The following is a 12,773-nucleotide window of genomic DNA, read 5'->3' on the forward strand; positions in this document are numbered from 1 at the left end:
CCAGATTTAGAGCCAGTTGCCGAGCAATACGAACGGGGCCCAGAAAAATGGATGGGCATATTCGTCGTCCTGTAACAGACTCAGTTGAGCCTGTTGTAGGACTTCCGCTTTGGTCAAATTGGCATCGCCGAGCCGTCGATAAACTTCGCCCATCAGCTTTGAGGTGCCAGCATCGTTGACCTGCCAAAGCGTTGCCAGGGTACTGCGCGCACCAGAACGCACCGCTACCCCTGCTAATCCTAGGGCGGCGCGGTCGTCGCCCGCAGCCGTTTCACAAGCGCTGAGAATCAAAAGTTCGATGGCTTCATTCTGATTCAGTTCGGTTGTTTGTAATAGACTGCTTAACTCGTTGGCATTGATTCGGTCGTCCCAGGTGAGGATAAACGTTTCTTCTAAATCAGAACTAAATTGACCATGTGTCGCTAGATGCACCACCGGAAAGTTGAGCGAAATCACCTCATCCTCAAGCTGTTCTTTTTGAAATGCATCATTGAGCAAAATCTCGCTGGGAACTTCGGATTCAATCGTTTCAACCTCCTGAGCAACGGCAGGTAGAGCGCTGAAACCCTGACGCGATTCGGTTAAGCCACCCACGATGGCCTGGATGCGGCGCTCGGCCAGCGGCTTGGGATCAAATAGCTGTAGACCAGGGGTGAGGGCAATGGCGTACTTTTCAATTAGGTGCTGCTCAGCCACTTCGTCGTACAGCACCGACATCGGCACATTCCGCAGTGCGCCATCTAGAACAAAGACCAGGGTTTCAGTTTCAGTCGCGGCTAGCCGATCCGCTAAGGGTTCAATCAGCCAGCTATAGACCTGTTTGGCCAGGGGCAGATAGTCAACTTCTCGAATGCTAGCGCTAATGCCAATCGTTTCATCATCAATAATTTCATTCAGGCCAATGATTCCCAGACCTCGGTCGCCCCGACTAATCCGGCGTGCGATCGCAGCTTGTGGGTTATACGCTACTGTTGTATCCTCGTCATCGGTCTCATCATCGGTTTCATCACCCGCTTCATCGCTACTCTCATCACTACTCTCAGATTCATCAACTGGATCAGCAGAATCTGTTGCATCTGTTGATGGAGTGGCAGCAGCGATACTTTGAGATGGAGACACGTAGCCGATGGCAACTGCGGTGCGCAAATCATCCAGCGTTTGCTGCACCTCGGTCTGAGAAACCTGCACTGTATGATGCGACAGAGGTTGATCTGGCAAACTTAGCACCACTTCTAATCGATCCGGCAGAATAATCGGATAAATCACAGCGGCTTGTGTATCAATTTGATCGATCTGAACGGCGCTGGTGACAACACAGTCGGCGCGGAAGAAGTTGACCAGCTCGGCGACCTGGAGCGATTCGATCACATTGCGGGCCTGGAGTAAGTTCTCCTGGGGTAGTTCTGCTTGATCGTCGTCTTTCAGCAGCAGGCCCACTAGTTCACGATAGATCGGCTCAACACCTTCCCGAAATGAGAAAATGAGAAGCGCACCTCTGGGTTGACTGCGACTAAGTCGCTGCGCAGATCTTGTAGCGTTTGAATGGCCTGAGAATAGGCTTGAATTGCCCGTTCAGTATTGCTTTGGGCATTGAGAATTTGGCCTAACTGCCACTGCCACTGGTAGACAATTGAGCTAGCGTTAATCGCCTGAGCCAGATTGTAGGCTTGTTCCGTCAGCTCGGCAGCTTCCGCCAGCTGACCCGTGAGCTGATAGAGCTGTCCCAAGTAGCCCAATCCGTAGGACTCGGCGCGAGCATCTTCGATGGTTTTCGCCTGATCGATTGCGGTGGATAGAATAGTTGCGATCGCATCTGATGATACTAAAGGCTGTCCATCCTGCAGAGCCTTTAGCAGACTCTGAGCAAAATTGATCTGGAGATAAATATGGGTGCGACTTGGGGCTAGAGCGGGCAATTCAGCCTGTATCGGCGCGATGAGTGCTTGAGCCTCAGGCCAGTGGCGCTGATCAACCTGTAAGCCAAACTGGTTAATCAAGGCTTGCAGTCGCAGCGTGGGGGTGGGCGCAGTGTCGGCAGCCTGCTGATAGTAGTTAATCGCCGCATCTGGAGAGCCAGTTGAGTCGGCAATATTGCCCAAGCTCAGCAAAGACGCACTAATATCAGCCGGAGCATTAATTCCTTGAGCCACTTGCAGGCTTTGCTGCAGCGACGTTTGCGCATCTGCCAAACTGCCCACCAGCCGCTGCAAGTTGCCCAGCTGGCGCAGGCCGCTGACTTTTAGTGATGAATTGGGCTGGTTTTGCAAGCTGTCCTGAATAGTTGCGGTGAGCGCCAGCGCATTGCGATATAGCCCCTGCACTTGCAGAATTTGCGCCTGATTCAATTGACTGCGAATCACCCCTGCTTCATCGCCAATCGTTTGATAGTGCTCAGCGGCCTGCTCCAGCGTATCTAAGGCGACTTCTGGCTGACCCTGCGCCATCTGCAGTTGTGCCTGCGCACTGAGCGCTTGAGCCTGTACCCGCTGACTGTAGTCCTTGGCTGGCGATGAGGTTAACAGTTCTAAACTTGTTGCGATCGCATCACGAGCGGCAGGATAGTCTCCTAACTTTAGATAGGCTAAACCCAAATTACTCAACGTCATTGCCTGATTGATGGTGTCGCCCTGGGCTGCATAATCAGCGGCGGCCTGTTGCCAGAGTTCTGCTGCCTGGCTGTACTGTTCAGCTACATAACGATCTCGCCCAGCTTGAACCTGCTGCTCCAGCGTATTTTGCGCTTGTATCACGGAGTTGGATGCCGCTGGATTAGGCAAACGGTTTGACAGGCTGGCAACTGTGGGCGGGCTAACGATGCACAGGCCAGCCGTAACCAACAGTAGAACGACAAATCGCAGAAAACGCTTGGGGGACATGGCAGTAATTGGATTGGCGAAAGGTGAGGTGAGGCAAGTCTCTAGTCATTCAGGAAATCTGAGATGAGGGGCGTAAAAGGTGCGATCGCATATCGAATCACATATCGAATTGCATATTGAATCGCACAGTAACCGCAGTGTTAACCACATTTTAGAGGTGTTGATGCCTAACGTTGATTTAGATTTTCCTAAATTAATTTGCTTAAATCAGCCCGTTTTTGCTGATCTCGCGTTGATTGAGATGAAGATGTCAACAAATCGAAAAATGTAAAGTCTCTCAATGATCGCAATCTCAGATTCGCGTATACCATTAAGGCGGCGGAACGTTCACGGGATCGGTGATTCGCGAGACGTGCAAGCGTGTTGTATTACCGCAAATTAAGACGGTGGAAGAGGAGTAGAGCGATGACAGAAGCCCGATCTGATCAACCGAATAATCCAGAGCTTTCTCAACCATCTCATTCATCTGGAGAAATGCAGATGGAGCAGCCCTCGGCCTTGAAGTCGGCAGTAGAAAGCGTGCTGGACTTGACTCAATCGGCACTGCCACCCCGCAAAACGCTGGGCTGGTTTTTGTCAGCCGCGATGATTTGTGGCGCAGCGGGTGCGGTCACGATTGGCGCAGTCGTATGGCTCGTTTCGCTGCCACCTGCCGCTGACTGTCAGAAGATTACCTCTTTATCCTCAGATCGCGAACGCTTGCAGTGTGCCCAGATGGCGGCGCAGTCCGGTGACTTGAATGAGCTGATTGCGGGTCTGGAACTGGTTGAAAACTGGACAACTGAGCATCCCCTTTATCAAGAATCGCGCACCTGGCTGGGGGACTGGTCGGAATCAATTCTGGATGTGGCGCAGGATCGGATGAATCAGGGCGATTTTGAAGGTGCGATCGCACTAGCGGAGCGCATTCCTGATTCCAGTCCGGCCTATAATGATGCCGAGGCTACAATCGCTGAGTGGCAAGGCATTAAGAATCAGGGGCAGGCTATTTATGACCAGGCTCAAGCAGCCATTAAGCAAAAGAATTGGGAAGCTGCCAATACCTTCATCGCTCAACTATCTGAACTGGATCACCGCTTCTGGAACAGTCAGCAAACGACAGCATTATCTAGCCAGGTACTGGTGGAGCAGCAAGCCCATCGGCAGTTTATGCAGGCATTAAAGGCCGCAGAAGACTACAGCCCTCAAGGCATGAGCCAGGCCATGACGATCTTCAGCAGCATTGATCCCAGCACCTATACTTGGCAGGAAGGCCAGTCCACGTTTGACCAGTGGAGCGAAACGCTGCTGAAAGTGGGTTTACAGCGCTGGTATGACGAAAAGTTTGACAGTGCGATCGCACTCAGTAAGCGGGTCGCGCTGAATCAAAAGTTTGCGAAGGAAGCGCAAAATCTCCAGTGGCTGAGTGAATCGCGTCGAGAAGCAGGCCGCAGTCTCTCGACTTGGGCCGCCAAGCCCGATGATAGCTGGCAGTTAATTAAAGCGATCGCCATTGCCAGCCAAATTAAATCCGACAGCCAGTTTTTCCCGCAGGCCCAGAGCAGTTTGCAGAGCTGGATTGTGCAGCTTCAGGATCTCTCCCAGCTCCAGATTGCCCAAGCGGTCGCCACGGTTGGCACTCCAGCAGCTTATGAAACTGCAATGGCTCATGCTCAGCTGATTCCGCCCGAACATCAGCGACGGCAGCAGGCGCAAACCTTAGCGGCTTACTGGAGTGACGAAATTGAGCGCCAGGAAGATCGGCATCACTTAGTGACAGCTCGGCGACTGGCGAAAGCCTACACGCCCAAAGCCCTGCAATCTGCGATCGCAGAAGCAAGTCAGATTGATCTGGGTCGGGCGTTACGGATTGAAGCTCAAACGCTGATCGCCGAATGGCGGGTGCAGATTCAGACGATCGAAGATCAGCCAATTCTGACCAAGGCTACAGCGCTAGCGCGGAAGAATCAGTGGTCACAGGCAATTACCGTTGCTAGCCAGATTCAACCGGATCGGGCGCTTTATGAAAAAGCTCAGTCAGCCATTGAAGATTGGGAATATCAAATTTATCTGACCGAGGAGCGAGAACGGCAGCGAGCTGCCGAAGCCGCCGCAGAAGCCGCAAGAGTTAATGAAGCAGATAATTTCTCAGTAGCTGAGCCAGAGGTGGCCAGTCCTGAATCCGCCGAGTCTGCGCCAGCTTCGAATCGCAATCGAGAATCGCGATCATCACGCAACTCGAACTCACGTAACTCCAACTCAATTGGCACCACATCTGAACCGGCTTGGTCTGACTCCTTTACCGACGAGAACGGAGCGGAAAACATACCGCTGAAGCCAGGCGACCAGGTGCAGATTGAACAGCCGCGTTCCAATCCTGTACCAGAAGTACGTCCGACAATGGCACCGTCACCTGCAGCCCCTTCCGTGGCTGTGCCAACGGAACCTGCCCCCCGAAGCAGCCACCGCCGCCTGTAATTCAGGGACGGCCGAGCGAGTCACAGCCTGCGCCTGTATATGCTCCGCCTGTTAGCACGGAGTCATCAGCTCAGCCGGAACCTGCACCCCCTGCGCAGCCTACTGAGGAACTACAGCGCCTCTCGCGGCGTATTGTGCAGCCCCCAGAAAGTTTCCCCGTTGTGGCATCCGGGCCGCTGTACGTGCAGGGTTAATATTTTTTGTGAAACGCTTGCGGAGCAAGCGTTTCACAAAAATATAGTGATTCCAGTTAAAAGAGAGAGGAGAGTGCCTCATCATGAGGCACTCTCCTCTCTCTTTCTTATCTAGAACCGCTATAAATCATGGGTTTTCAACCAGACTTGATATAAGGCGGCAACGGTTATATAGAGGGCGAATGGCCATTCGCCCTCTACAAGAATCTGGATTTTTTTATTCTTTACGCATCTTCTGATAGCCCCCTAGCCAGAGGATCCAAATGACCACGACGAGCCAATGTGCGATCGCAATTAGCCATAGCGATCCGGTTTGCAGGTAAATAACGGTACAGACCAGGCCGAGTAAACCGCTCAGCACCAAGAAGATGGGCTGAAAGAACGTAGGGTTGCCCGCTGGATAGAACGTCAGTGCGTTTAGCGGATGATACACCACAAAAATCACCAGACTAATCACTGACCAGATTAACCAGGTTTGTGGCAAAACGCCTTCCGTGGGATGCGGCAGCAGTAGTACCCGCATGACCAACTCTTCCAGGAGCGCAGGCATCAGGAACAGCAGCAGCATGAGTTTAAGCTGCTGGGGAATCGAAAGTCCCAGTTCGGCGGGTGGACAGTAGCGTAGAAATCCCTGCCTAAGTCCCTGCGGGAGGGCAATACAGGCATAGAGGAGGAGAACTGCGATCGCAAATCCCCAGTCGGTCAGGGTCGGCCACTTGAGGCTCTCAATGATGCGGGAGAACGCGGTGGGAATGATAAAGAACTGACCGAATAGCTCTGTGGGTGCAAGCGGCATGATGCTAGCATCCCAGCCACCGACCTGATTGGTGCGGAGAAACCACAGTTCGGCCTGATAGTTCAGCATAATCATGGCAACTTGGTCATGAGCCACGCGCGGAATCACCGTGCGCCAGCTCAGAAGTTCCGTGATTAGATTGGTATCGGTTTCAAACTGAGCATTGGTATCGATTCCGGCTAGGATTTCGGCGTTTTGCTGCCAGTCGGGCCGGACAATCGCCAGCGGCACTAGCTCGCGGGCCAGGGTTTGCCCCAGGGCCAAAAGCTGCTGAAATCGCTGGGTTTGCGGATCGTCGGGATGCTCTGCTAACCACTGCTGAATTGCGGGCGTATTCTGGAGCCGTTGCTCAATTTGCTTAATTGTTTTGTAAACTGCCTGACTGGAATCCTGGATGCAGGACTGAGCTGGGGTAACAATTGCCGCTCCCGTGCCGTCGCCCGTGCGATAGCGAGCCATCATAATTGCCAACTGCCGCTGAAGTTCAGCAAAGGGTGACAGGGTAATCTCGCCAAACTGATAGTCTTTGGTCAAGGCAGGCAGTTTAATCAGCACATCGGAAATGGGACGCGTCCCCAGCCAACCGCGCTGTAGGCTTCCCGTGTATTCCGCCCAGCTCAGCCGACCTGCAATAATCCCATTGGGATTGTGGGAATACACCTGGTCATAGACCACCTCTAGCCGTGGCTCCTGGGTAAATGGATCGCGGCGCACCTCGGCTACGCCATAGGCAAAATGGCCGGACACCGTGCCAAACACAGGCGGCGTTTCCGCGTTTTGCCCACCGATGCCGCCAAACAGGTGCATGACCAATGCGCGATCGCCGATTTGCCAGTCTATACTCTGCTCGGTACTCGCATCAACATCGAGCAAGACCGACTGAATCGTGCCTTTGCGCTCCGGCGTGTCGCGCCAGTTACCAAAATTGATGTAATTGAGCGCCGCTTCCGGTTCTGTGATGGTGCTTTGCGGCTGGAGCTGGAACAGACGACGCGGTGCGATCGCACGTACCGTAAAGACGCCCTGCTGATCCGCTGCACCGTAGATGTACCAGCCTGCTTCACCTGCCGGAGATTCGGCTAGCTGGCGCGGCGTGGATTGAAAGATACCGTCTGGAGTCGGTAAAACTTGGGGAATCCGAACGATTTCTTCTCGACCATCGAACGCGCTAGAAGCGGGATTATAGTGGCGTACCCGCATGTAGTCGCTGGGGCAGGGCTGACGACCGGGGCAGCGTTCAGGCCGAGGATAATTGTTCGCTGAGCCAATGACCTGCACTAGACCATAGAACCGTTCCGGCACCTGCGTAGGCATTGCGCCAATTTGAAGCGTGACAGGCGCGTTCTCAGCAGGCCCAACCGTGACTGCGGCCAGCGACACAATCACATCGTCAATCGAGCGGGCACCCGCTAGCGATTGCAGTGGGCCAACCTGCGCCCAGCCGTTGAGCCGCGTGGGATGAACGCTACCCTTGAGCTGATTTTCAATGGTATCTTCAGTGAACTGAATGCCGCGCGTGACGGTACTGACATAATCCTGAATTGCTGGGTCGGAACTCCATTCCAGCCGTACCCGCTGCCCAATCCAATCCGCATCCGGAGCCTGATAAACCTCCAGCCACACCCAGTCCCTCAGCGCTTCCGGCTGCTGCACCTCAGCCTCACTGGGCAAGATCAGCCGTCCTACCCAGTCCCCCACTGGCCGATAGAGCGACCGATCCACCGCTTGCTGAGTAGGATAATGCTCTGGCTGATTAAACGGCGACTCCAGCGCGATCTCATATTTTGACACCTGTGCAGTCGGTGGATCAGACGGACGCGGCCAAAAGACAAGAATGAGGATTAGAGATGCGATCGCAACCAGCGCCAACACCCATTTGCGCCGCCACCTACGCCCCGCCCCATCGATCCTTTTACCCATCGATCCTCCTACCCATCGATCCTCCTACCCATCGATCCTCCTACCCTATCTACCCATCGACTACCTTATCTATTTACCCCTTACTCATACGAAGTCTGGTTAAAACCCAATTTAGTTGTTGTGAAAGCTTGGCCTAGCCAAGCTTTCACAACAACTAAATTGGGTTCTTATACACAGATTTGATGTCACTCCTCTCGCCCCACTTGCCTCTAAAACCTCTCCCCCAGCACAAAGTACACATTGGCATCCCCATCATCGCTGATCCCAAACTCTAGCCTGCCCACAATCTCAGCGAAACGCGCGCGCAGGCCGCCGCCAAAACCGAAACCATCACCGGGTTTGCCGCGCACAATTCCGGGTTGTCCAAATACATTATCCTGTGAATCCAGCGTCGTGCCGTAGTCCACAAACAGCAAGCCGCCTAGGTCAATATCTTTGTCAAAGATCAGTAGATCCGAAATCGGAAAGCGATACTCTGCCGTTGCCTGGAGATAGCTGCGTCCCGTGCCAACTTCGCCGCGACTGTAGCCTCGGACTGAGTTCGCTCCACCCAGGCTGAAGGATTCGTAAAACGGCGCATCGCCAAAGATATGACCACCCTGCACATTCAGCACCAGCACATCCGGATCATCTGTTAAGCTCAGCCCGTTCAGCGGCAGAAACTGGGTGGCGCTGCCGCTTAAACGAGTCATGGCGATCTCGGCATCGCCAATTGGAATCGACTGATCCACCCCGAAGCGGAGGCGGCTGCCTGTGGTTGGCTGATTGATATCGTTGCGGGTGTCGTACTGGCTGGCAAAGTTGACCGTCAGCAAATCGTCTTCGCCGCTGTCGCTGAGGGTGAGCGGATTACCCCGTTCGTCTACAGGTTCCAGTCCCGACGCAAAAATATCGTCCCGCACCGAAACATTTTGATAGTTCACCCCAATCGACGCATCGACCTGATTCACGGGGAAATAGCCCTGGATGCCGCCACCCGCGCGATGCACCCACGGCTCATTGTCACCCGGCAAATCAACCTCCGGATCGCCGCCTTCCAATGCAATCGACTGCGATCGCTGATTAAATCCATTGAAGCCCCAGCCCGTACGAGACGTTTCATCCAGTTGCAAATAACCAAAGTACAGCCCTAGCACCGTAGGGCCACCCCGGATTTCGGTTGCGATCCGTTCCCGATCGTTAAACACATACTGAGCGCCTACGGTAACATTCGTTTCGGCTCGCATATCGGAACTGGAACGGGTGACAGGAATGCGCGTTGGCCCCTGGGCTGCCGTGGGGTTGGGCACGCGCGTGCCGATATAAAACGATAAACCTTTGGGCTTGTAGCGAGGACTGGGCTGAGCGCTAGCAGGCTGCTGAGCAACAGGTGCGGGCGCGGCTTCAGTCCGTTCGGGGGGAAGAAAGTCGATGGCGCGGATGGTTTGGGGAGAAGTTGATGGTGAAGAAGTCGATGGTGCGGTTGGTGCGGCAGTGCTAGGTAAAGGGACAGGAGGAGGTGCGCCCCAGTTGGTATCCCAGGGGACAGTGTTGGTTGGAGGCAATGGGCTATCGGTAACGGTGGGAGGTGAGGGAAGCTCGATGGTTGCGTCTGGAGCTGTTTGCCCCCAGCTTGGTGGGGTGATGCTGAGGGTACTGGCGAAAAGTGCGATCGCAGTTGCAGTTGTAGTCGCAGTTGCAGTTGCGATCGCAGTTGCGATCGCAGTTGCAGTCGCAGTTGCAGTCGCAGTTGAACGTTGCCTATCTTGCCAGCCCAGTTGTTTCATCGCCTTTGCACCCTTCAACTCGTCATAATTCGCGTTTATGATACTGCCAAATGGAATAATTGCGATGACGCGGCGTTAAGAATTTCTGTTGCGTTGGTGGTAATCGAATCTGCCCTTAAAAATCTCTTGGGCTATAACAGTGGACAGAGCCATTTCTACCATCGGGACTCCCCCAACTTTGCATTGCAGATCCAGCCATTGAGTGCCGTATCTGCGATCGCTGATCGACACGTATCAAGAGTGATGAAAATATTACATGTGTCATTACAGCTAACGATTAGAAACAAGAGGATGATTGCCGACGTACTACATCGGCAATCATCCTCTTTAGAGTCTGAGAAGCAGATTAAAACCTAACTGATGCCGTTCATAAAGTAATCGCGGGTGCCTTTAGCATCTAGCGCTTCACCCAGCCGCCGCAGAGCCAGAATATAAGCAGCGGTTCGCATAGAGGTATTTAACTCTTGGGCAATATTCCAAATATTATTTGCCTCCGCCACCATCTTTTTCTCTAGGTGCTGATGCACTTCTTCGGCAGACCAGTAGAGGCCCGTCCGGTTCTGTACCCATTCCAGATAGCTGACCGTGACGCCGCCAGCATTGACCAGGATATCGGGAAACACCTGAATTCCCTTGGCCTGTAGCACATCATCTGCAGCGGAAACGGTAGGGCCGTTGGCAACCTCAAAGACGTACTTGGCCCGGATCTTGTCCATATTTTCAGTGGTGATCTGGTTCTCCAGTGCCGCCGGAATCAGGATGTCTACGTCCAGCTCCAGTAGCTCCTCGTTAGTGATCACCTGATGCTCCACGATGTTGCAGACGGTGCCTTTACAGTAAACGGCTTTGACACTGCGGCTGGACTGCTTGAACTGCCAAATGCTGGGAATGTCGAGTCCCTGCGGTCGGTAGATGCCGCCCTGGGAATCGCTCACCGCCACAATCTGATAGCCCGCCTCAAACAGTAGCCGAGCCAAATAGCCACCTGCATTGCCGAAGCCCTGAATCGCTACGGTCGTATCAGCAGGCCGACGGTTTAGTTTTTCCATCATGGTGCGAATGACAAAGAATGCACCCATTGCCGTCGCCGTTTCGCGGCCTTCGCTGCCGCCCATTGATAACGGTTTACCGGTAATCACCGCTGGCACTAGTTGCCGCTGGATAATGCTGTACTGATCCATCATCCAGCCCATAATCATCGGATTCGTGTAAACATCCGGTGCGGGGATATCGCGATCGGGACCAATGAAATCTGCGATCGCATCAATATATCCTCGGCTCAGCCGCTCTAGCTCAAACTGGGATAGCTCCTTGGGATTGACCGTGACGCCGCCCTTGCCGCCGCCGAAGGGAATATTGAGCACGGCACACTTGAACGTCATCCAAAAGGCGAGAGACTGCACCTCATCCATACTGACATCAGGATGGAAACGGATGCCACCTTTGGCTGGCCCACGGGTATCATCGTAGCGAACCCGATAGCCTTGAAACGTGCGTAGCGACCCATCATCCATCCGCACTGGAATCGAAACTCGCAAACTCGCCTTGGGATGCTTTAAGCGCTCAATCGTATCTTCAGAAATGCGGACATATTTTAAAGCGCGTTCTAGGCGTTGACTGGCATCAGATAAAAGCGAACTGCTCATAGGAATTTCCATCCTTTTTGATCACAGTTGATCAAATAGTTTGAATGTTTTTAGTTACTGAATTGAAGTTGAATTAGGCTTACATTAGGTTCAAATACTTAGTCAGTTGTCCGTTCTTATCAAGCCTCGAGTATAACGAATCAAACATCGAGAATTCCTGGACAAAATACTGATTCTCTACTGAGAATCGCTCAATTTTGGACTCATGCTGTGAACTGATGGGCAGAGAGTTGCGATCTCAAATGGGGATCACGAACCGGGGATCACTTACTATGGGGCAGTTAATTGGGGATCACTACCTTATTATCAAATGTTCACTGTGAACATTTTGGCGAAATGATTAACTTGTTGATGAATGTTTATATTTTGTAATCTGTGGCTGTTTTGTCGGGCTTATCGGTATCTCGAGGTGAAAGAATGCCGTTTTAGGATGTCACGAGTTCTGCTGATAACGATCAATAAATCTACCTAAAGTCAGAATTAACAATAGATGAATTACTGCTGATTTACAAAACTTATTTGCGGTACGTATCATTTGTGGGCAGTCAAAAAGTAGCGGGCTATACTGAAGATAAGCTAAACGCGCTGCAAGCTGTCTTTTTGCATTCTCTAAACAAATTTAGGCGTCGTAATTTTGCCCCCAGACTGGCTTTGATCGTCTAAATAATGTTTCACAGAAGCTTGATTTAAACTAAACGAAATCCTTATGGATTTTGTAATGGTTGTCCATTTATCTATTATTTATTCTCTGCATTACGTTTAGTGCATAGCTATTCGTTCGTCTATTAGTGCTTTGCAGTATAGAACGCTTGCAAAGCATTTTCGTTACTGCATGAATGCATATTGATAACTCATCTGAATCATCAGTATTTCGCTTCAGTCGGTAGCGTCAAAAGGATGCATCGCAACCAATACAGGTACTCAACAACTTCATACAAACTTATCTATCAATCCGCTCTTCTCCTTCTTGGCTGATTGAATCATATTCTCTATTTTCAAATCAAACTAACGGTATCTGTGTTCAAGTTTGTCAATTCAATCAAACATCGTTTAAACATGCTGCAAAGCATAGTTGGACATTTTTAGCCATCCATGAACATGAAAACGTCATTAGCGCT

6 protein-coding genes are annotated in these 12,773 nt (G+C 52.2%); 1 reads left to right on the forward strand and 5 read right to left on the reverse strand.

Going from position 1 to position 12,773, the window contains the following annotated elements; translation table 11 throughout:
- Positions 1 to 6: 6 nt before the first annotated feature.
- Positions 7 to 1,437, reverse strand: coding sequence for a CHAT domain-containing protein (locus AC286M_RS18540; protein ID WP_488205797.1), 1,431 nt, complete (start codon positions 1,435 to 1,437; stop codon positions 7 to 9).
- On the reverse strand, positions 1,437 to 2,876 hold the full coding sequence (locus AC286M_RS18545) for a tetratricopeptide repeat protein (RefSeq protein WP_488205798.1): 1,440 nt from the start codon (positions 2,874 to 2,876) through the stop codon (positions 1,437 to 1,439). Before AC286M_RS18545 ends, AC286M_RS18540 begins: the two co-directional genes overlap by 1 nt.
- Before the next feature lie 405 nt (positions 2,877 to 3,281).
- Between AC286M_RS18545 and AC286M_RS18550 the strand changes: the two genes are divergently transcribed.
- Positions 3,282 to 5,333 carry a hypothetical protein gene (locus AC286M_RS18550; protein WP_488205799.1) on the forward strand — a complete coding sequence of 684 codons (2,052 nt, stop codon included), beginning with the start codon at positions 3,282 to 3,284 and terminating at the stop codon, positions 5,331 to 5,333.
- A gap of 411 nt (positions 5,334 to 5,744) precedes the next feature.
- Here the strand turns inward: AC286M_RS18550 and AC286M_RS18555 are convergent, their stop codons facing one another.
- The 3 genes from AC286M_RS18555 to AC286M_RS18565 all read right to left on the reverse strand — a co-directional run bounded on the left by AC286M_RS18555 (position 5,745) and on the right by AC286M_RS18565 (position 11,655).
- On the reverse strand, positions 5,745 to 8,243 hold the full coding sequence (locus tag AC286M_RS18555) for a CPBP family glutamic-type intramembrane protease (RefSeq protein ID WP_488205800.1): 2,499 nt from the start codon (positions 8,241 to 8,243) through the stop codon (positions 5,745 to 5,747).
- A gap of 209 nt (positions 8,244 to 8,452) precedes the next feature.
- The gene (locus tag AC286M_RS18560) at positions 8,453 to 10,009 is read right to left on the reverse strand and encodes a BamA/TamA family outer membrane protein (RefSeq protein ID WP_488205801.1); all 1,557 of its coding nucleotides are present in this window, start codon (positions 10,007 to 10,009) and stop codon (positions 8,453 to 8,455) included.
- Positions 10,010 to 10,362: 353 nt separating this feature from the next.
- A complete protein-coding gene (locus tag AC286M_RS18565; RefSeq protein ID WP_488205802.1) occupies positions 10,363 to 11,655 on the reverse strand; it encodes a Glu/Leu/Phe/Val family dehydrogenase in 1,293 nt (430 codons plus the stop codon).
- Between the last annotated feature and the right edge of the window lie 1,118 nt (positions 11,656 to 12,773).

The sequence above is a fragment of the Thainema salinarum CENA647 genome, assembly GCF_057732415.1.